Below are 19322 nucleotides of genomic sequence, written 5' to 3'. Positions count from 1 at the left end.
TCGTTGAAATTTATTCTTTCTTTTCTTCATCCTTGGGGGTGACGTCGATTTCCTCGGGCTCGTTGCTCGCCTTTTTGAAATTGCTGATGGCCTTGCCGATGCCGTCGCCGATTTCCGGGAGTTTCTTGGCTCCGAAGATGACGAGTACGATGAGAAGAATGATGATGAGTTCCCAGACTCCGAATCCGCCAATCATATATGTTCCTCCGGTGTTGGTGTCCTTTGTCAGGCTGAAATCGCATATACACCCCGTGTGGCGGCAGGTCAAGACGGCTGCGACCGCCGCACGGTCGGACACCGTGATTCCCGTACTTTACATTTGGTCGCGCCGTACGTAAACCTTCCCCTGTGCGCCCGGCGCATACGTGGAGAACGCATGAGCGATATCAAACGAATGCCAGCCGACGACTGCCGTCACCATTGCCGCGGACGATGCCTCTACGAAGAGCGGCTGAATCCCGGCTATCAACGCAATTGGCGTTGCGGCGTTATGATGCAGTGGGAGGCTGCCTTCGACGATTTTCTTCATCGCGCCGAAGCTTTCAGCGTTGGCCCGGAACAGGTCGGAAAGTTCTGGAAGACGCGTTTCGAGCGTCTTGTGGGGCACAAGCCGGATTGTCCGAAGTTTCAGGCCGACGCAAGCGGGGTGCCGCCGTTCTGCCGTCATCACCACGATGCATTGTGCCTGCTGGGCCTTGAACGGTGTGAAGGGCGATGTCGTCGCTTTGCCCCGATGAAAGAAGACGCCGAGGAAACCTGATTTTGCAACCGGAGACTGCCATGCTGATACATTTTCCCGCCATGCATGCCGAACTTGCCAATGCCGGCGACGTTGACGGAGCGGTATTTTTCGACCCGGGCCTTGCCGCTGATGAGACGGACCGTTTTCGTCCGGAGAATCTGCCGCTCGATACCCGTACGGCTCGCGCCTTGGTGCGGGATTCCGTGAGCTTTGGCGAGCAGTTCAAGAACCCGTCCGAGATGGCTTTTTTCGGTGCACACACTCCGGAAGACTATTTTTCCGAATCGGAGAGCACCATCAAATCCCAGTTGCTGGTGAGCATCGGCGCCATGGCTCCGCGCGGTGGTCACGTTGACGCGGATGCGCCCCTTCGCCGCGCACAGTTCATCCTGCTGCTGGCTTGGGCCACCGAGGAGCGTCTCGTGGAGACTTCCGAACTGGAAAAGGGAGTGATGGATTCCTGGCAGCGTATGTCCGGTGAACTGGGCATTAACGAGGATGATGAGCGTAGCGGCGAGCTGGGCCGGATTCTCAGCAACACCGCGCCTTCTTCCCCGGCAGGGCAGCGGCTCGCGTGGCAGCGTGTCATGGAAGGAATGGCCGCCTTCATGCCGAAGGACGCCGTGCTGCTCTGCAGCGACTCCGAGATCATAGAGACCTGGCGTGAAGCCGGGCTGAATTTTACCTCCGCCGACAGGGACGAGCTGCCCTCGGAGGCGGAAGTGGTCACCGCTCCGGCATGGAAGCTTGCCGGACGTTCTCGCGCACCGGAGGAACTGCCGTTCACCGAGCGCGAGATAACCGTGGCCTGCATCAGTAAATAAAGAACGATTCAGGGAGTATTCCGTGATTTATCTCAACGACCTGATGAAGACCGACGTCTTCGAGAACATCAAGTGCATCGTTTTCGACTGCGACGGCGTCCTCATCGATTCCATCGAAGCCAACACCGCCTATTACAACATGGTGAAGGAACACTTTGGTCTTCCGCCCATGGACGAAAAGGAAAAGGCCTTTGCCCACAGCGCCACCATGGCCGACGCCATGCGGCATATCCTGCCGGAAAAGCACTGGAACGAAGCCTTCGACTACCAGAAGAAATTCGACTACGCCCGCGTCATGCCTTACATCAAGCGCATGGAAGGCGTTTTCGAGCTGATCTGGTGGCTGCGTGGAGCCGGTTGCCAGCTGGCCATCAATACCAGCCGCAAGGACACCATGCCGATGGTGCTCGAATCCATCGACCTGCAGGACACCTTCTTCCCCGTCATCACGGTCAACGAAGTGCGCAAGCCCAAGCCGCACCCCGAAGGCATGTACCAGATCATGAGCACGCTTGATCTCAGGCCCGAGGAGACCGTTTTCATCGGCGATTCCATCGTGGACTGTCAGGCCGCGCGAAATGCGGGAACGAGAATCTGGTCCTATCGTAACGAGATGATGGATGCCGATTTGTATATTCCGGATTACTGGGCTCTGAAGCGCGGCCTCATGCGTCTGTACGAAGGACCTGTCATCAGCTTTTAGCTCTTGATAAATCATCTGCCCTGTGACAGGGTGAAGTCATAGTGGGTTTTGCCCGCAAATGTGGAGGATATATGTCCCATCTGGTTTTCGCCATTGCAAAAATTCTCAGCATCGTCCTCAACGGATATATGTGGATCGTGATCATTTCGGCCCTGCTTTCCTGGGTCAACCCCGATCCCTACAACCCCATCGTTCGTTTTCTTCGCGGCCTTACCGAGCCCGTATTCCATAAAGTCCGGCAGTGGATTCCATTTGCCGTCGTGAGCGGCATCGACCTGTCGCCCATTGTTGTCATTCTGGCCCTCCAGGTTCTTGATATGGTGCTTGTCGCCAACCTCATGGATCTGGCCTTCTCCATGCGCGGAGGCGCAGTGATGTAAGGGAGGTGTCGCCGTGTCCGTTACCAAGATAGATCTTCTCAACAAACGTTTTTCCAAATCCATGATCGGCTATTCCAGGGCCGAGGTGGATCAGTTCATGCTTGAGGTCGCCGAGACTGTCGGTGAACTCGTGGATGCCGGAAAGGACATGCGCAAGAAGATCAAACGCATGGATGCGATGCTTCAGGAATACCGTCAGCGCGACGAGGCGCTTCGTGACACGCTCATGAATACGCAGAAAGTCGTGGACGATATAAAGACCTCGGCCCATCGCGAGGCCAAACTCATTCGGGATGAGGCGGAAAGCAAGGCGGAAGAGACCATCAGGAAAGGTCACGAACGCCTTGCCAGCGTCTATGAGGACATTGAGAGCCTCAAACGTCAAAGGACCCAATTTGAAGCCCAGCTGAAAAGTCTGCTGGATGCACACCTACGAATGTTGGAGCATTCCGACCCGGAAGTGGACCGCATCGAAGAATTGGAATCCAAACTGACGTTTTTGAAAAAGGCCGAATGAGCGAGCAACTCACCACAGAACCCCACGAATACATACGCCAGTCGCGACGCGGCGGGTGGCGTCTTTCCATCTGGGCACAGCCCGGCGCCAAGCGAAGCGAGGTTGTCGGGCCGTACCGGCAGAGTCTCAAGGTTCGCCTTGCCGCTCCCGCAGTGGACAACAAGGCGAACAGGGCGCTTGTGGCATTTCTCGCCAAACTGCTGGAGATCAAGCCCCGTCACCTGACTCTGGAGTCGGGGCATGCAAACAGGAACAAGGTGCTGGCTGTCGAGGCCGGCTGCAAACCGGACTTCAGCCGCCTGGAAAAAGCAGGCTGAGGAAAGGTCAATCATTACCAAAGGAGTGCTCATGGAAGCCAGAGAAATTGAACTCATCGAGAAGTTCCAGGTCGAAGATGCAGAGCTCAAGGCCCTATATGAACAGCACGTACAGTACGAAAAATTGTTGAATAAGCTGGAAGCAAAGAGCTACCTCAGCTCTGCTGAACAGCAGGAGGTCAAGGAGCTTAAAAAGAAAAAGCTCGCTGGCAAGACCAAGCTCCAGTCCATGTTGGAGCACTACGTTACGGGAGATTAGAATGGAGATGACCGGGGCCCAGATTTTATTGAAGTGTTTGGAAAAAGAGGGCGTAGACGTAATGTTCGGCTTCCCGGGCGGAGCCGTAATCGACATCTACGACGAAATCCCCAATTTTTCCGTAGAGCATGTCCTAGTGCGTCACGAACAGGGCGCCATCCATGCCGCGGACGGCTATGCCCGCGCCACCGGCAAGGCAGGGGTATGCCTAGTCACTTCGGGTCCCGGCGCCACCAATACGGTTACCGGAATCGCCACGGCCTATATGGACTCCATTCCGGTGGTTGTCTTCACCGGCCAGGTGCCCACGCCGCTCATCGGCAACGACGCCTTTCAGGAGGTGGACATCGTCGGTATCACGCGGCCGTGCACCAAGCACAGCTATCTGGTCACTGATGTAAATGATCTGGCCCGGACCGTCCGGCAGGCGTTCTTTCTCGCGCGCTCCGGACGGCCCGGTCCGGTCCTTGTGGACCTTCCCAAGGACGTCATGAACCGCAAGTGCAAGTTCGAGTGGCCGGAAGACGTGAGCATGCGCAGCTACAACCCCAACGTGAAGCCTCATGTGGGGCAGGTGCGCAAGGTTGCCAAGCTCATTCGTAACGCCGAGCGGCCGCTGATTTACTCAGGCGGCGGCGTGGTACTTTCCAAGAGCCACGAGGAGTTGCGCTGGCTTTCCGACAAGTTGGGTATTCCGGTTACCTCGACCCTCATGGGCCTTGGAGCCTATCCCGGCGACGGGGACAATTGGCTGGGAATGCTCGGGATGCACGGCACATACGCGGCGAACATGGCGGTGAATCACTGTGACCTGCTGCTCGCCGTCGGAGCCCGCTTCGATGACCGGGTCACCGGCAAGGTCAGCACGTTCGCGCCGCACGCGACCATCGTGCATATAGACGTGGATCCCACCAGCATCCAGAAGAACGTGTCCGTTCACGTGCCGCTCGTGGCGGATTGCAAGAGCGCGCTCGCCTCCCTTAAGAAGGAGATGCAGGCGCTCCACGATCAGGAAGACTGGAGCCTCAAGCATGACGAGTGGTGGTGCCAGCTCAAGGAATGGGACCGGATGCACCCGCTGACCTACAACGACGTGGAAGACGGCATCAAACCGCAGTACGTTGTGGAGATGATTCAGGATATCACGGAAGGCGAGGCCATAATCGCCACCGAGGTGGGACAGAACCAGATGTGGGCGGCGCAGTTCCTGAAGGTCAAGGAGCCGAATCGTTTCCTGACATCCGGTGGGCTCGGTACCATGGGCTACGGTTTTCCGGCAGCCATGGGCGCGCAGAAGGCCTTCCCGGACAAGCTGGTGGTCGATATCGCAGGCGACGGCTCCATCCAGATGAATATTCAGGAGATGATGACCGTGGTCTGCAACAAGCTGCCAGTCAAGATCGTCATCCTCAACAACGGATTCCTTGGCATGGTGAGGCAGTGGCAGGAGCTCTTCTATGATCGCAACTACTGTGAAACCTGCATGGACGCGCAGCCTGACTTCGTCAAGCTGGCCGAAGCCTACGGCGCGGAAGGGTATCGCATCACGCAGAAGAAGGATGTCGGCCCCGTGCTGAAGAAGGCTTTCAGCACAGACAAGCCGGCCATCATTGATGTACGCGTGACGAACGAGGAAAACGTCTATCCCATGGTCCCGGCGGGAGCGTCGTTGACCGAGATGCTTCTGGTGTAGGGAGGTTAAGCGGTATGCGACACACACTTTCCATCATGGTCGAAAACGAGCCCGGAGTCCTTTCCAGGGTCGCCGGTCTCTTCAGCGGGCGCGGATTCAACATCGAATCCCTGAACGTTGCCCCCACGCTCGAAAAGGGCGTTTCCCTCATGACCATCGTTGCCGAGGGAGATGACGCCATCATCGAGCAGATCGTCAAACAGCTCAGAAAACTCGTGCCCATCATCAAGGTGGTGGACATGACCGAACTGCAGTCGGTGGACCGCGAGATGATTATCATCAAGGTCAACGCCGAAGATTCCAAGCGCGCGGAGATTCTGCGCATTACGGATATTTTCCGCTGCAAGGTCGTGGACGTGAGCATGGATGAGCTTTCCATTGAATGCACCGGCGACCGCGGCAAGATCTCCGCGATTCTGAACCTGCTATCCAGATTCGGCATCAAGGAAATCGCCCGCACCGGCAACGTGGCCATGCGCCGCGCCATGCAGGCCGCCGAGTAGCGACACCCCCCGATTTCCCGCTGGACATTGCGCCCCCCGGCCTGTAATTGGCCGGGAGGGTTGCGCTGTCGTTATGTCGGGGGATTCTACGTCACCCCACCCCGCAGTTTGTATGCGGGAAAACCCCTCAGGAGAGAGCAATGAAGGTGTATTACGAGAAGGACGCGGATCTGAAATTTCTCAAGGGCAAAACCGTCGCCATCATCGGTTACGGTTCCCAGGGCCACGCCCATGCCCAGAACCTGCGCGATTCCGGCGTGAACGTCGTAGTCGGACAGCGCCCCGGCGGTCCGAACTATGATCTGGCCAAGGAACACGGCTTTGAGCCGGTGAGCGCAGCCGAGGCCGCCAAGCAGGCAGACCTCGTCATGATTCTGCTTCCCGATCAGGTACAGAAGACGGTCTTTGACAACGACATCGCCCCGAACCTCGAAGAGGGCAACGTCATCGCGTTCGGCCACGGCTTCAACGTGCATTTTCAGCAGATCGTGCCGCCCAAGGGCATCGACTGCATGCTGGTCGCGCCCAAGGGCCCGGGCCACATGGTCCGCCGCACCTTTGCCGAAGGTGGAGCGGTCCCCGCGCTGGTTGCCATCGAACAGGATGCCTCCGGCAATGCCCTCGACATCGCTCTGGCGTACGCCAAGGGCATCGGTGCCACCCGTTCCGGCGTCATCGAGACCACTTTCCGCGAAGAAACCGAGACCGACCTCTTCGGCGAACAGGCCGTGCTCTGCGGCGGTCTGACCGAGCTCTGCAAGGCCGGCTTCGAAACTCTGGTGGAGGCTGGTTACCAGCCCGAAGTCGCCTACTTCGAGTGCCTGCACGAACTCAAGCTGATCATTGACCTCATGTACGAAGGCGGCATGGCGGCCATGCGTTACTCCATCTCCGACACCGCGGAATTCGGCGACTACGTCACCGGCCCCCGCGTCATCTCTGATGAGAGCCGTGCAGCCATGAAGACCGTGCTGAAGGAAATCCAGAACGGCAAGTTCGCACGCGACTTCATCCTCGACAATCAGGCCGGACAGCCCATGCTGCGCTCCCAGCGCCGCCTCGGCGCCGAGCATCAGATCGAGGAAGTCGGCACCCGTCTGCGCGAAATGATGAGCTGGCTCAAGAAGTAGTCTCGGTTCAAGAACACACGAAGGGCGGTTCCCGAGAGGGAGCCGCCCTTTTTTGTGATGTGAGGATCAAGAGAAAAGGCGAAGGCCGAAGCCTTCGCCTTGAAGTGCGATATGCCTCCGGCGAACTAGGACGGGCTGCCTTTTTGCATGACCTTGTAGGTGCACAGCTTGCATTTGACGTTCTCGTTGCGCAGATAGTCGGCTTCTTCCATGCTGAGCAGTTCCCATGCATTGGAACGCTCCAGATCGATCATGCGGTCACGGTAGCCATAGTCTTCGTACGCGCCGTCGCGGATGGTGAAGCAGATGTGTCCGCCGGGCTTAGTGATGCGGATCAGCTCGTCGAAGCCTTTGGCGTCGACGTGTCCGTATGTGAAGGTTCCGGCGCAGACGATGCCGTCGTAGGCGTCATCCTTTATGTCCAGCGGCTTGCTCAGGTCGGCCTGCATGAGTTTTTTGTAGACGCCTTTCCCTTCAGCTTCGTCGAGCATTTCCTGAGAGTAGTCGAGTGCGTCGATGTTGTCATACTTCATGCGCTTGAGTGATTCAGCCACAAGGCCGGTGCCGCAGCCTGCGTCGAGAATGCGGCCCTTGGGGTCTTCGCAGACCTTGTCCAGAGCGCGTGCTGTAACCTCATGTGCCACGTACCCGAATGCGTCAACGGTGTCGGCATCGTAGTTGCCAGCCCAGTCCTTATAAGCGTCCATGAGTTCTTCGTGGTTGGTGGCGGTATAGACCTTGTCGAGCGTCTTGTTGTCGGTAACCATGATTCCTCCTAGGCGTTTTGAACTTCGTAGATGCAGTACTTGGCGGAGACGTCTTCCTTTCTCAGGTAGTCGGTATCGACCATTTGCTTGAGCTCGAAGGCCTTGTTGGCTTCGAGGTCGAGCATGCGACGCCTGTAGCCGTATTCCTGATAAGCGCCGTCGCGGATGGTGAAGCATATGTAGCCGCCGGGCCGCGTGATGCGGACCAGTTCGTCGAAGGCTTCGGGACCGACATGTGCGTAAGTGAAGGTGCCGACGCAGATGATGGCGTCGTAGGAGTTGTCCGCGAGCCGCAGGCGCCTGTTCATGTCGGCGTGAAAGACGTTGTCGTAGACGTCCTTCTGTTCGGCCTCGCGGAGCATGTCCCGGGAAAAGTCCATGGCTTCCAGTCTCTGGTAGCCCATTTTATTCATCACTTCGCCGACAAGTCCCGTGCCGCATCCGGCGTCAAGAATCCGCGCTGTGGGTTTGTTGAGATAGTGATCCAATAGCCCTGCAGCTACCTTTGGACCGACATATCCCATGCCGTCGCAGCAGTCAGTGTCGTACTCGGATGCCCAGCATCGGTAGGCTTCCACAAGTTCTTCGGCCGTCTGTGCCTCATAGGTCGCGACCCATTTCTCCGGTGTCTCTTGCATCATAACCCCCGTAAGGTTTTTGAAGCGCAAGAAGCTTCGCGATTATCAGAAATTTTTCTAATGCATTTTTACTCTATGCAGTTCCTCCTCAATGCATCATTGAAAACTAGCATTGTTTTTATATGTTGCTATCCGTTGCAAAACGCAGGTTATGAAGAAGCTTGAAAATGAGAAATGCATCTCGTTTTCGTCCTGCGTTTCTGGCGGACAAGCCAATTCTGTTTCGATTAGTGCGGAAGAAATACTCCGTTGCATCGTCTGTTAGACGGATTACCAGAGCTTGTCAAATCGGATAGGTCGGTTTTGCAATGGTCCTGCATTTGTCGAGAAACCCCTCTTACTGCTTATAAATATTGAACATTGACATTCCGTTGCGTGCTGACTCGAAAGGATCGGAAAAGATTTGATAATTTTTTTGCCCAATGGAAACAGCTTGCTCACCAAATCGAAATGTTGACGGTACAAACAGCTCACATGATCCCCCGCAGAAGAAAGACTGGTTCTGGGGCGTCTGCCTGAGAGCTTGAGTCTTCACCGAGTTGTCACAAGAAAAATCTCCTAACCCTGCTTTTTCCGCTTGACCCAACAGGGCGTTATAACTATTCAGTCTCCCTCGCGAATGAAGGAGGGCGATAGCATGATGGAAAATACAATTATTTTAGGTGTTTTAATATTTCTCTCGGAGGTCGTGGCGCTGACGCTCGGGACTGTCAGAACCATGATGACCGTGCAGGGCGAGACCAAGATGGCTTTTCTGCTTGGTGCGCTTGAAATGACCATCTGGGTGCTCGGAACGTCAGCGGTGATATCCAAGGTCGGGCAGGAACCGGCGCTTGGCATCTGCTATGCGCTTGGCTTTGCATGTGGAAACGTGACAGGCATCTGGGCCGAGCGGAAAATGGCACTTGGACATGTGGTGGTGCGTTTCATCAGTCCGGCTTCGGGCGCTGAGTTGGCGCAGGCCATGCGTTCGGAAGGCTTTGGAACCACGGTTGTCGCAGGCGAAGGGTCTGAAGGACCGGTGACCGTACAGTTCGTCGTCTGTCGCCGTCGCGACTTCAAGCAGGTAATCGGCATTGCCAGAAGCATTGATCCGAACGTGTTCTACACTTACGAAAGCGCCGGAGTGGCATGGTGCCATTCCCCGGCTCAGGGGCAGTGTCCGTCTGAATCCAGAACGGTTGCCGAGGCGAACTAGCTTCGCTGGGAGGTGTCTTTGAGAGATTTATTCCATTTTTTCCGCTTCAAAGCATAAAAAAACCGGCTTGAGAAAGCCGGTTTTTTTATGCGCGATATTTCAGCGGATTTTTAGTGGTGGCAGTCGTGATGATTGCATTCGATGAGTTGGTCCTTCACTTCTCCGGCAAGGAACTTTTGGGCGACCTCATCCACGTTGCCGGAGCAACCGCGAATCACTTCTATGCCGTTTTTACCGAGCACCTGAACCGCTCCCATGCCCATGTTGCCTGCCAGAAGGACTTTCACGCCCATGTCTGCCAGCACAGTGGCAACATTGGACTTGCAGCCACACCCTTCCGGAGCGGGGAGGGTTTCCGTATCGGCAATGCCGCCTTCCTGTACGGTCATGATGGTGAAATGCAGGCAATGGCCGAAATGTTCATCCACGAGATTGTCGCGGGTGGGAATTGCTATTTTCATCTAGCACCTCGCTTGATTGGTTGAGAATTAATCCCTATACATCATGCCGAAAATAAATGGAAGGCCAGCCTGAAATCATACCGAGCGCGTATGGATCGAGACTTGTTCTTCACGGTTTCCCAGCGTAGTAGGACTGCACGGAGGAATCAAATGTCAAAACGATATGAAGCTGCCATGCATACGGCGGAGCATGTTCTGAATGGTGTCATGGTTGCTATGTTCGACTGCGGGAGATGCTTCAGCGCCCGGATCAATCCTGGAAAATCCAAGTGCGATTACCATTTCGATCGTGCGCTGTCGGAAGATGAGGCGACCGAGGTGCAACGGCGCGTCAATGAACAGCTTGCTCGAAACCTGCCAGTGAGCGATGAGATGACTTCCGTTCAGGATGCCGCGTCGAGATACGATCTTGGGCGTCTGCCCGAAGGAGTCAACGAGGTGCGGGTGGTTCACGTGGGGGATTTCGACAGTTGTCCGTGCATAGGTCAGCACGTAAGCAAGACCGAAGATGTGGGAGTATTCAGGTTGACGACGCATGATTATTCCGAAGGCGTCCTGCGTATCCGTTTCAAGCTCGACTAGCCGTTTTCAAATGGCATGTTTGCGCCTGATGGCTTCTCGCAGGCGTTCTCCACAGGAGACGCACTCCCATACCTCCCTCACGATCAGCGGATTTCGCAGAGGATTCAGGTATCGATGATATGTGTTGGCGTCGCAACGCTTGCAGTATCTTACTTGAAACAGGCATCCCATGAACATGCAACCCTCCGTCACAAATGATGAAGTGCTCATGTTACAGGAGTATGTCGGCCCTGCGTCCCATTCCTGCCGGAGCAGATGTGTTTAACGCAATTGCTCCGGCCCAAACCTCATGGTAAAGATTGCTGTGTTCTCCAAAATAGTGACAACCTTTTTTTTCCTGCTCGTTCTTGGAGCTCAGGCAGCATCAGCTTCGTCGGAGCGGGTTGTGTATGCGCTTTTTTCCCGCGGGTGGCCGCCATTTGAAATGACCATGGATGGCGAGCCTGGGGGAATAGTGCTGGACGTGCTCGCCAGAGTACTTCCTCGCGACCTTGATCTGGAGGTTCGCACTGCCCCCGCTCCTCGCGTTTTTCTTAAAAAGACTGGCGGAGTTACTTATGCGAGGGCCGAAGCAAAAGAGTGGATGAGCGGGAATTATGACAATCTGCTTTGGTCGATTCCTATTCTGGAAGTCAACGATGTTGTTTTTTCAAGGGCATCGGATCCGGTTGAGTTCGATACTCTCTCCAGTCTTGCAGGAAAACGTGTCGGCTGCATTACGAATTATGTTTACCCGAAACTGCAGAGCCTTTTTGATTCGGGCCTTTCCCAGCGCTATGACGTGAACAGTGAACAGCTCCTGTTCCGCATGCTTCACGCCGGGCGAATCGACGTTGCCGTGATGGATCAGGCGCTTGGCAAGTGGATAATGCGTACCGAAGCGGAATTCGGAGTCGCGGATTATTTCATTTCATCAACGCCGGTGAACAGTGTCGGCCTTCGCTTCGTGTTTACCGCTTCTCCAGGCATGAAAGAGCGTATGCCGCAGATCAACGAACGCATCCGGCGGTTATGTGAAAGCGGCGAGATGGAAAGGATTGTTTCCTATTACGAATAATCTGTGGCGCCTGATCTAATCGTAATAAAGAAAACGGGCCCCGCTTTTGCGGGGCCCGTTGTGTTTTGGCCTTGTTTCGTTCGGGAGGAGAGGAGGCTTAGGCAGGCTCTTCCTCTGGCTTGGCACCGATGACGAACTTCACGAGGAAGAGGGCCAGCGCGGCAATGGCGCCTGCGATTCCGGCAATTACCGAGATGTTATAGCTCAGATTGAGGCCGATAGTGGCGTTGCAGATGAAGGTGACGCAGACGGCAGTCATGAAGGTGGCCGGCACCGTTGCGATCCAGTGCAGCTTGGCGCGCTGGGCCAGGTAGACGGCGGCTGTCCAGAGAACCAGCGTTGCAAGGCTCTGGTTGGCGAAGCCGAAGTAGCGCCAGATGGTGGAGAAGTCCTGAGTGGAGATGATGTAGCCCAGCACGAAGAGGGGCACGGCAACCGTCAGACGCTTGGCCACGGCGTTCTGCTTCATGTTGAAGGCTTCCGCCACTATGAGACGGGTGGAGCGGAAGGCGGTGTCGCCGCTGGTGATGGGCAGGACGATGACGGCCATGATGGCCATGAAACCGCCGACCTGTCCGAGCAGGCTCTTGGACACTTCGGCCACCACCGCTGCGGGGCTGCCTGCGGCAACGATTGCGGAGAGGGCTTCGGGGGAGTTGTAGAAGGACAGACCGAGGGTGCACCAGATCAGGCCGATGATGCCTTCGATAATCATGGCGCCGTAGAATACGGAACGGCCTTCACGTTCGTTTTTCACGCAGCGTGCCATCAGCGGAGACTGAGTGGAGTGGAAGCCTGAGATGGCGCCGCAGGAAAGGGTGATGAACAGCAGCGGCCACAGCGGCTTGTCGCCGGGGTGCGTGTTGGTGGTGAAGTCCAGCGCCGGCAGCACTTCGTGACCGGAGGCGAACAGGGCTACTACGAGCGCTACGGTCATGGTCAGCAGCAGTGCGCCGAGCAGCGGGTAGAAACGGCCGATGACCTTGTCGATGGGCAGGATGGTCGCCAGGAAGTAGTAACCGAAGATGGCTGCCACGAGCAGGCCGGTGTCGATGCCGGTGAGTCCGTTGAGCAGTTTGGCCGGGCTGAGCACGAAGACCACGCCCACGAGCATCAGCAGGACGAACGAGAAGACGCGCATGACCTGACGGGCGGACATGCCGAGATATTCGCCCACGACTTCGGGGACGCTGGCGCCCTTGTTGCGCACGGAGAGCATGCCGCTGAAGTAGTCGTGAACCGCGCCTGCGAAGATACAGCCGATGACGATCCACAGCAGTGCGGCCGGACCGTAAAGCGCGCCGAGAATCGGGCCGAAGATGGGGCCGATGCCGGCGATGTCCAGCACCTGAATGAAGATCAGCTTCCATTTGGGAAGCGGCATGTAGTCTATGCCGTCCTGCATGGAATAGGCGGGCGTGGCAACATTGCCGTTGGGGGCAAAGACCTTGTCCACGAACTTGCCGTAAGTGAAGTAGCCCGTGATCAACAGAGCTACGCAAAGAAAAAAGAATGACATTGGAAACCTCCGGAAAATTTTCGTTGCACCTCTTGCGGGGTGCCCTTTCCCTTAGAAGGTTCCGTTCTCGCGTTTCAACGGTTTGCGTCTGAATTGACCTTTTGGCCGGATGAAATGCCCTGTGCTGTGTTCAATGGGTCAGTGCGTGCTTGCTGCGGCAGCCTTCGGCATCTCCGGAATGCGGAAGTTGATGTCCGTTCCTTCCCCCGGCCTGCTTCGGATGTCGAGGGTGTATTGCGGTCCGTAAATGTGTTCCAGACGGTTGAGGCAGTTGCGCACCCCGATTCCCTGAGTGCGGGATTCCACGCAGTTCTTGGAGTAGAATTGCTGAAGCGTGTCGCCGTCCATGCCCGCGCCGTTGTCGGAAACATTGATCACGAGATGCCCGTCCTCGCATGAAGCCGAAATGGTTACCGTGCCGCCTTCCTCACCGGACAGGAGGCCGTGCCGAACGGAATTCTCCACCAGCGGCTGAATGGTCAGGGGCGGGATGGGCCACTTTGCGCACTCGTCACTGACTTCGATCTCGGCCTTGATGCGGTCACCGAAGCGGGCCTGCTCAATGGCCAGATAACTGCGCACCTGATCCAGCTCTTCCGAAAGAGGAATGAAGCCGCGGCTCAGGTCGAGGTTGCGCCGCATGTAGTAGGAGAGGTCCTTCAGCAGATCGCGGGCCTTTTCTGAGTTGGTCCGACAGAACGATGTGATGGTGTTCAGCGAGTTGAACAGGAAGTGCGGGTTGATCTGCGATTGCAGGCGGCGGATTTCCGCGTGAGCCAGCATCTGTTCCTTGACCTGAATGTCTTCGAGTTCGAGCTGGGTGGAGAACAGATTTGCCAGCCCCTTGGCAAGCTCGACGAGGGTGTTGTTCAACGGTGTTTTACGGGTGCCGTAGAACTTGAGCGTGCCGATGATGGTTCCGTCCTTGTAAAGCGGGACGATGATGGCGGAAGTCATGGGACATTCGGGATCGTCGCAGCGAATGTGCTCGCGTGTGTCGAGGAAAAGTGGGTCACCATTTTCCAGCACCTCCCGCGTGGCGAGGGTACGTACGCTATGGCCCGCAAGATGATGATCCTCGCCCGCTCCCACGTGGGCCAGCACGTTGCGGGTGTCGGTGACTGCCACCGCGCCCACTTCCACGCGCTGTCTGATGATGGTGGCCATGGCCTCGGCCGAGCCGATGGTCAGTCCGGACCGCAGGTAACTGACAGTGTGGTTGGCGATGTCCAGAATCTTCTGGGCGTGGATCGAGTCTCGCCGCTCGCGGTCGCGGGAGAAGATGTTGATTATCTCCACGAAAAGCGCGGCGCCGACGGTGTTGATGATGATCATGGGCGGCGCGATGAGCTGCACCAGCGCCACGGCTTCGCCATAAGGGCGGGAAAGAATGAGGATAAGGGCCATGTGCAGGCTCTCACCAAGCAGGGCAAGCGTGGCGGCGGCCTTCCAGTTCATGGCGCGGCCGGAGAACCACAGGCTGACCAGGCCGGCTGCGAGCCCCTCCATGGCGGTGGAAATTCCGCAGGGCCAGGCACTGAAGCCATTGAGGTCGGTCACGATGCGGTGCACTCCGGCGATGAGTCCGGAACCGATGCCGACCACCGGACCGCCGAACAGGCCGCCGGTGATGACCACCATGGCGCGCAGGTTTGCCACGGACTCGAAGACGAAGTTGCCGGTATATGTGCCAAGGATGCCGCACAGCCCGAAGAAGACGGTGAGCAGCATGGTTCGCGTCTTGCTTTGTCCGTGCGTAAAACCGATGCGCTGGGCCGGGGTGATGGTCATCAGCAGAAAGACGCCGCCGACGAGCAGCCCGAACCGTTCGGCCAGCGTGAGGATTATTTCATAGGTGCTCATGGCGCCCCCTAAAGCTCGATTGCTTCCTTGAATTCTCTGACGCGGGCCTTGCTGACGGTGATTTCTGTTTCCTCGGCATTGTCGAGTGTCAGGACGTATTTTCCGTTGAACCACGGAGCGTAGGCACGAACGCGCGAGAGGTTGACCAGTTGCGAGCGGTTGGTGCGGAAAAAGCCGAACCCGCCGAGTCTGGCTTCGAGCCTGTCGAGCGTGAGGTCGGACTGGCAGGGATATTCCCCGCCGGCGGTATTGGCGTACACGCGTCTGGAAGAGTATTCGAAGTAGTCCACTTCGCGAGGATTAAGCAGGACGTTTTTCCCGGAGTGTTCAACGCTCACCCGGGCTATGCCGGGTTTGATGCCCACTTCGGCAAGCAGCTTCTGAAGCGAGCTGGAGGAAGGTTCATTCTCTTGCGCTTCGTCGAGACGTTCACGCACCCGTTCAAGGCTTTTTCTGAGCCTGTCTTCGGGCACCGGCTTGAGAATGTAATCGACCGCGTTTTCCTCGAAGGCGCGGATGGCGTACTCATCATAAGCCGTAATGAAGACCACAAGCGGTGCCTCGCGTTCCTCCATGATTTCCGACAGCACGTGAAAACCGTTTTTGCCGGGCATCTGAATGTCCAGAAAGACAAGATCGGGACGGGTCTGCCTGACCAGCTCCACTGCCGAAGCCGCGTTGCCTGCGGTGTCGACCACCTCCACGTCGGGATAGCCCGAAAGAAGGTAGCTCAGTTCGTCGATGGCTGGCGGCTCGTCGTCCACGAGGAGAGTGCGTATGGTTTTGTCCTGCGTCACGAGGGTTCTGTAAGACCTCTTTTTGCGGTTGGCAACAGTGCAATTGCACTGTTGCCGGTGATACTCTGCTCAATCATGAAGAGAACTCCAAAAATTTCAGCTTTATGGAATGTGAAACGTGACAGGTTTGACTTCGCGTGAAACCGCTTGAGCTTCATCTGCGTCTTGACCGGGAAAACGCCGATTGTCTGATCTATATAATTGATGTGGATGATTTTGTTGATATAGTCGTGGGAATTCAAAAATGTTTTCACAGTTGATAGTTTGAGGTTTCAATGAAGTACCTGCAGGCGATCTCCATACGAAACAAGCTGATCCTTTCCAGCTCCGTATTTCTGGTATTGATTGTTATTCTGGGTTTCTTCCTGAAAGACAGCTTTGATCAGCACATTACTGTCACGACGGAAGAGTACCGGGGAAACGAGTACCAGCAGCCCCTTCAGAAAATCCTTGCGACAATCCCGGGGTTGCAGGCAGGCGTCCTTGCCGGACGTGAGGATCTGGCACGGGAGGCCGAATCGACCATCGAGTCGGCGCTGAGTGATCTCAAAAAGAAGCATGTTGAATATGCCGAGTCGTTGGAGGTCACGGCGGAAGGGCTTGGCAAACGCGGCAGAGAGCATCTTGAATACGATGATCTGGTCAGTCGTTGGCGGGACTTCCGGGGAGAACGTGGCGAGGAGGCCGCAAAGGAAATCTCGCGCTTTCGCGGGGATGTTTCGGAGCTGATCTCGCACGTTGGTGATACTTCGGATCTCATTCTCGATCCGGTCCTCGACAGTTACTACATGATGGACATGACGCTGCTTTCGATCCCGTCCGCTCATGTGCGCCTGAGTCGATTAGCCGAGTTCGGTTTGACCGTGTTGCAGCAGGGTTCGATCACTGCGCGCCAGCAGGCGCGGCTTCGTCTGTTCGCCAGCCGTGTCGAGTCGGATCAGGAACAGATTCAGGAATCCATGAACAAGGCAATGACCGAGGACGCGGGTAACCACGGCCGGTCCGACAGTTTGCATACCAGAGTCCCGTCAGCGTTTGACGCGTATGAAAAAGCCAATGGCCAGTTGATTGCCACCATGGAACGGATGGCTGAAGGCGAGCTTGATGAAGAGATTTTCATTGATGAGCTGCTGGAGGCATCGGCCAAGGCCATGGACCTCTGGCTCGTGTCCAAGACGGAACTGAACAAGCTCCTTGAAATACGGGCTGACCACTACAGGAGTCAGGAGCTGCTTGCTCTTTCCATTACCATTGCGGTTGTGGCTCTTGCCGTGCTCTTCGTTTTCTTTGTTGGCCGCTCCATTCTGGTGCCGCTGCGCAACGTGGTCAATTACACAGAAGAAGTGGCCTCGGGCAACCTGGATGCCACCTTCGATGGGCAATTGAGCGGGCTTCTCGGCAAGCTTCAGCAGTCAACACGGACTATGGTCCAGAACATCAAGGAGCGTCTGGCGGAAGTCGAGGAGTCAAAGGATTCCGCAATGCATTCCAAGCAGCAGGCCGAAATCGCCCTTGAGCAGGCCAGGGAGCAGGAGCAGACCATGGAGCGACAGAAGGAGTCGCTTGCCGAGACCGGAATCCAGATCGTTCAGGTTGCCGAGCGGGTCGCATCCGCATCGGAAGAGCTCTCGGCATCTGCCGACGAGCAGGCGCGCGGCGCTTCATCCCAGAGGGAGCAGTCGAACTCCGTGGCAACGGCCATGGAGGAGATGGTGGCGACGGTGGTGGAAGTGGCCAACAATGCCGCCACGACTTCCAAGGTTGCAGAGGAGGCCACGGTATCCGCCCGTGATGGGTCGGAAATGGTCAGCGTTGCTCTGGATTCCGTGGAGAGCGTATCCCGGTCGGCCGAAGAGTTGGAAGGCGTGCTTGAGACCCTTGACGGTCAGGCCGGAGAGATCGGCAGGATCATCATGGTCATCAACGACATTGCGGATCAGACGAACCTGCTGGCCCTGAACGCGGCCATCGAGGCAGCCCGCGCCGGTGAGGCCGGCAGGGGGTTCGCAGTGGTGGCAGACGAAGTGCGCAAGCTGGCCGAGAAAACTGTGAGCGCGACCAAAGAGGTTGAACAGGCCATCGGACAGATTCAAAACGGTTCCCGGCGTGCTGTTGATTCGATGGGAACGACCAAAAAGCAGGTGGACCGATCCACGGAATCGTCGAACAAGGCCGTCACTGCCCTTGATGACATCATGCTTCGCATCGAAGACATGAACAACCGGGTGGCCCAGATCGCCACAGCCGCGGAAGAGCAGTCCGCGGCTGCCGAGGAGATCAACAAGAGCGTGGACGAAATTACGGGTATTGCCAATGAAGCTGCCGAAGGCGCGGAGCAGGCCGCAGGCGCCACGGCAGACCTCGCGGAGCTTTCATCCGAGTTGCTGGAGCTTTCCATGCGCTTCAAGCAGAACAAGGAAGACAAGTCCAAACTTCGCAAGTCTCAGGGTCAGATGCGCGGTATTCTGCCGAAATTCTACAAGGAATTCATCCGCAAGGAGTACGGGGAAGGGGTGCACGACGATGTCATGGAGAGTATGGGTAACCCCACATTCATGCCGACCAAGAATTACCCCGACCAAGTGCTCAGGCAAATGGCCGATCTGGTTCATGAGAAGACCGGCGAGTCCGTAAAGGAATTTTTCACCAAGGTTGGGCAGCACACCATGTCCTCCTTCGTGAAGATGTACCGAAGGTATTTCAAGGGTGACAACCTCAAGGAATTCCTGCTTTCCATGAACAACATTCATGCAAACCTCACCAGAGACATGCCGGGCATCAAGCCGCCCAAGTTCGAATATGAGGACAAGGGCGACACGTTGTCCATGACCTACATTTCCTCACGGGATTACGGCGAATATTTTGTGGGCATCCTCAAGGCGGCCGCAGAATACTTCGGCCAGCGGATAACTGTGAAGGAAACAAAGATTGGTCAGGGGAGAGTCCGCGCCGACATTACCTTCAGGTAGTTCGGCCGGGACGCTGGATGGGAGGGACCGCCCGCGAATGGACGGTCCCGTTTTTTGAAGGAGTTATTCCTTTTCGCTTTCGGCCTGTTCAATGGACTCGCGAATGAACGAGTCGATGGAGCCGAACAGGTGCATGGCCGTTTCTGCCGCTTTCTCCTGCTCCATGCCGGAGGCGATGAGCGTGCAGGTGGCCGCAGTCAGGTTGGAAGATACAAGCATCCGGGTGTCCGGATTGCCGGGAAGCATGAAAGGATTGTCTTCGTTACTCATGTTGGATCCTCTTTTCTGTTTGAAAGTGGCTGACGGATAGCAGATGAGTCTCCAATTTCCAAGGGATGATCTGATTGCGTGACAGTTGACAGGGCCGTCCTGCCTATTCAGGCGGTCGCATGTGATCCGAACA

The 19322-nt window shown here is 56.5% G+C and carries 22 protein-coding genes; 14 read left to right on the top strand and 8 right to left on the bottom strand.

Annotated features, from left to right (window positions below):
- Positions 1-10: 10 nt before the first annotated feature.
- Positions 11-196 carry a twin-arginine translocase TatA/TatE family subunit gene (gene tatA, locus B149_RS0112110; RefSeq protein ID WP_018125429.1) on the bottom strand — a complete coding sequence of 62 codons (186 nt, stop codon included), beginning with the start codon at positions 194-196 and terminating at the stop codon, positions 11-13.
- Positions 197-376: 180 nt separating this feature from the next.
- Here tatA and B149_RS0112105 point away from each other — a divergent pair, with 180 nt between their 5' ends.
- The 10 genes from B149_RS0112105 (at position 377) to ilvC (ending at position 7068) form a co-directional block, all read left to right on the top strand.
- Positions 377-760 carry a hypothetical protein gene (locus tag B149_RS0112105; protein WP_018125428.1) on the top strand — a complete coding sequence of 128 codons (384 nt, stop codon included), beginning with the start codon at positions 377-379 and terminating at the stop codon, positions 758-760.
- A gap of 20 nt (positions 761-780) precedes the next feature.
- A complete protein-coding gene (locus B149_RS0112100; protein WP_018125427.1) occupies positions 781-1566 on the top strand; it encodes a hypothetical protein in 786 nt (261 codons plus the stop codon).
- Positions 1567-1588: 22 nt separating this feature from the next.
- Positions 1589-2269, top strand: a complete 681-nt coding sequence (locus tag B149_RS0112095; RefSeq protein ID WP_018125426.1) for an HAD family hydrolase — start codon at positions 1589-1591, stop codon at positions 2267-2269.
- 71 nt (positions 2270-2340) lie between these two features.
- Positions 2341-2649, top strand: a complete 309-nt coding sequence (locus B149_RS0112090; protein WP_018125425.1) for a YggT family protein — start codon at positions 2341-2343, stop codon at positions 2647-2649.
- Positions 2650-2662: 13 nt separating this feature from the next.
- A complete protein-coding gene (locus tag B149_RS0112085; protein ID WP_018125424.1) occupies positions 2663-3166 on the top strand; it encodes a DivIVA domain-containing protein in 504 nt (167 codons plus the stop codon).
- Positions 3163-3483, top strand: a complete 321-nt coding sequence (locus B149_RS0112080) for a DUF167 domain-containing protein (protein ID WP_018125423.1) — start codon at positions 3163-3165, stop codon at positions 3481-3483. The genes B149_RS0112085 and B149_RS0112080 overlap by 4 nt, the downstream gene beginning before the upstream one ends.
- 31 nt (positions 3484-3514) lie before the next feature.
- A complete protein-coding gene (locus tag B149_RS0112075; RefSeq protein WP_018125422.1) occupies positions 3515-3742 on the top strand; it encodes a DUF465 domain-containing protein in 228 nt (75 codons plus the stop codon).
- Position 3743: 1 nt separating this feature from the next.
- Positions 3744-5435 (top strand): biosynthetic-type acetolactate synthase large subunit, encoded by a 1692-nt coding sequence (ilvB, locus tag B149_RS0112070; protein WP_018125421.1) that lies wholly within the window; start codon positions 3744-3746, stop codon positions 5433-5435.
- Between the two features lie 14 nt (positions 5436-5449).
- Positions 5450-5938 carry an acetolactate synthase small subunit gene (ilvN, locus tag B149_RS0112065; RefSeq protein ID WP_018125420.1) on the top strand — a complete coding sequence of 163 codons (489 nt, stop codon included), beginning with the start codon at positions 5450-5452 and terminating at the stop codon, positions 5936-5938.
- 140 nt (positions 5939-6078) lie between these two features.
- Complete coding sequence (gene ilvC, locus B149_RS0112060; protein WP_018125419.1) at positions 6079-7068, top strand: ketol-acid reductoisomerase; 990 nt, start codon at positions 6079-6081, stop codon at positions 7066-7068.
- A gap of 125 nt (positions 7069-7193) precedes the next feature.
- Here ilvC and B149_RS0112055 read toward each other — a convergent pair whose 3' ends face one another.
- Together B149_RS0112055 and B149_RS0112050 are read right to left on the bottom strand one after the other, a co-directional pair.
- Complete coding sequence (locus B149_RS0112055) at positions 7194-7835, bottom strand: class I SAM-dependent DNA methyltransferase (protein ID WP_018125418.1); 642 nt, start codon at positions 7833-7835, stop codon at positions 7194-7196.
- 8 nt (positions 7836-7843) lie between these two features.
- Positions 7844-8473, bottom strand: a complete 630-nt coding sequence (locus B149_RS0112050; RefSeq protein WP_018125417.1) for a class I SAM-dependent DNA methyltransferase — start codon at positions 8471-8473, stop codon at positions 7844-7846.
- 637 nt (positions 8474-9110) lie between these two features.
- On the opposite strand from B149_RS0112050, the gene B149_RS17140 reads away from it, so the two are divergent.
- Positions 9111-9671: a DUF2179 domain-containing protein gene (locus B149_RS17140; protein ID WP_051069562.1), complete on the top strand. Its 561-nt coding sequence runs from the start codon at positions 9111-9113 to the stop codon at positions 9669-9671.
- Positions 9672-9781: 110 nt separating this feature from the next.
- Here the strand turns inward: B149_RS17140 and B149_RS0112040 are convergent, their stop codons facing one another.
- Entirely contained in the window at positions 9782-10132 is a 351-nt protein-coding gene (locus tag B149_RS0112040) for a NifB/NifX family molybdenum-iron cluster-binding protein (RefSeq protein ID WP_018125415.1), read from the bottom strand.
- Positions 10133-10282: 150 nt separating this feature from the next.
- On the opposite strand from B149_RS0112040, the gene B149_RS17135 reads away from it, so the two are divergent.
- Positions 10283-10714: an alanyl-tRNA editing protein gene (locus B149_RS17135; protein ID WP_040372728.1), complete on the top strand. Its 432-nt coding sequence runs from the start codon at positions 10283-10285 to the stop codon at positions 10712-10714.
- 289 nt (positions 10715-11003) lie between these two features.
- A complete protein-coding gene (locus B149_RS17130; RefSeq protein ID WP_083909224.1) occupies positions 11004-11771 on the top strand; it encodes a substrate-binding periplasmic protein in 768 nt (255 codons plus the stop codon).
- Between the two features lie 97 nt (positions 11772-11868).
- Here B149_RS17130 and B149_RS0112020 read toward each other — a convergent pair whose 3' ends face one another.
- The 3 genes from B149_RS0112020 to B149_RS0112010 form a co-directional block, all read right to left on the bottom strand.
- Positions 11869-13290: a carbon starvation CstA family protein gene (locus B149_RS0112020; protein WP_018125411.1), complete on the bottom strand. Its 1422-nt coding sequence runs from the start codon at positions 13288-13290 to the stop codon at positions 11869-11871.
- Between the two features lie 138 nt (positions 13291-13428).
- A complete protein-coding gene (locus B149_RS0112015; protein ID WP_018125410.1) occupies positions 13429-15153 on the bottom strand; it encodes a LytS/YhcK type 5TM receptor domain-containing protein in 1725 nt (574 codons plus the stop codon).
- 8 nt (positions 15154-15161) lie between these two features.
- Entirely contained in the window at positions 15162-15950 is a 789-nt protein-coding gene (locus tag B149_RS0112010) for a LytR/AlgR family response regulator transcription factor (RefSeq protein WP_018125409.1), read from the bottom strand.
- A gap of 275 nt (positions 15951-16225) precedes the next feature.
- Here B149_RS0112010 and B149_RS18350 point away from each other — a divergent pair, with 275 nt between their 5' ends.
- Positions 16226-18919: a methyl-accepting chemotaxis protein gene (locus B149_RS18350; RefSeq protein ID WP_018125407.1), complete on the top strand. Its 2694-nt coding sequence runs from the start codon at positions 16226-16228 to the stop codon at positions 18917-18919.
- 63 nt (positions 18920-18982) lie between these two features.
- On the opposite strand, the gene B149_RS0111995 is transcribed toward B149_RS18350, so the two are convergent.
- Entirely contained in the window at positions 18983-19189 is a 207-nt protein-coding gene (locus tag B149_RS0111995; protein ID WP_018125406.1) for a hypothetical protein, read from the bottom strand.
- Positions 19190-19322 lie beyond the last annotated feature (133 nt).

Origin of the sequence: Desulfovibrio oxyclinae DSM 11498 (assembly GCF_000375485.1) — a bacterium.
In the GTDB taxonomy this organism is placed as follows: Bacteria; Desulfobacterota; Desulfovibrionia; order Desulfovibrionales; family Desulfovibrionaceae; genus Pseudodesulfovibrio; species Pseudodesulfovibrio oxyclinae.
The sequence above is the reverse complement of the archived record's forward strand: the minus strand, read 5'-3'. Positions and strand labels throughout refer to the sequence as shown.

Coding starts and splice junctions, on each gene's coding strand:
- tatA (WP_018125429.1), bottom strand. CDS start 196: ATGATTGGCGGATTCGGAGTCTGGGAACTCATCATCATTCTTCTCATC.
- B149_RS0112105 (WP_018125428.1), top strand. CDS start 377: ATGAGCGATATCAAACGAATGCCAGCCGACGACTGCCGTCACCATTGC.
- B149_RS0112100 (WP_018125427.1), top strand. CDS start 781: ATGCTGATACATTTTCCCGCCATGCATGCCGAACTTGCCAATGCCGGC.
- B149_RS0112090 (WP_018125425.1), top strand. CDS start 2,341: ATGTCCCATCTGGTTTTCGCCATTGCAAAAATTCTCAGCATCGTCCTC.
- B149_RS0112080 (WP_018125423.1), top strand. CDS start 3,163: ATGAGCGAGCAACTCACCACAGAACCCCACGAATACATACGCCAGTCG.
- B149_RS0112075 (WP_018125422.1), top strand. CDS start 3,515: ATGGAAGCCAGAGAAATTGAACTCATCGAGAAGTTCCAGGTCGAAGAT.
- ilvB (WP_018125421.1), top strand. CDS start 3,744: ATGGAGATGACCGGGGCCCAGATTTTATTGAAGTGTTTGGAAAAAGAG.
- ilvN (WP_018125420.1), top strand. CDS start 5,450: ATGCGACACACACTTTCCATCATGGTCGAAAACGAGCCCGGAGTCCTT.
- ilvC (WP_018125419.1), top strand. CDS start 6,079: ATGAAGGTGTATTACGAGAAGGACGCGGATCTGAAATTTCTCAAGGGC.
- B149_RS0112055 (WP_018125418.1), bottom strand. CDS start 7,835: ATGGTTACCGACAACAAGACGCTCGACAAGGTCTATACCGCCACCAAC.
- B149_RS0112050 (WP_018125417.1), bottom strand. CDS start 8,473: ATGCAAGAGACACCGGAGAAATGGGTCGCGACCTATGAGGCACAGACG.
- B149_RS17140 (WP_051069562.1), top strand. CDS start 9,111: ATGATGGAAAATACAATTATTTTAGGTGTTTTAATATTTCTCTCGGAG.
- B149_RS0112040 (WP_018125415.1), bottom strand. CDS start 10,132: ATGAAAATAGCAATTCCCACCCGCGACAATCTCGTGGATGAACATTTC.
- B149_RS17135 (WP_040372728.1), top strand. CDS start 10,283: ATGTCAAAACGATATGAAGCTGCCATGCATACGGCGGAGCATGTTCTG.
- B149_RS17130 (WP_083909224.1), top strand. CDS start 11,004: ATGGTAAAGATTGCTGTGTTCTCCAAAATAGTGACAACCTTTTTTTTC.
- B149_RS0112020 (WP_018125411.1), bottom strand. CDS start 13,290: ATGTCATTCTTTTTTCTTTGCGTAGCTCTGTTGATCACGGGCTACTTC.
- B149_RS0112015 (WP_018125410.1), bottom strand. CDS start 15,153: ATGAGCACCTATGAAATAATCCTCACGCTGGCCGAACGGTTCGGGCTG.
- B149_RS18350 (WP_018125407.1), top strand. CDS start 16,226: ATGAAGTACCTGCAGGCGATCTCCATACGAAACAAGCTGATCCTTTCC.
- B149_RS0111995 (WP_018125406.1), bottom strand. CDS start 19,189: ATGAGTAACGAAGACAATCCTTTCATGCTTCCCGGCAATCCGGACACC.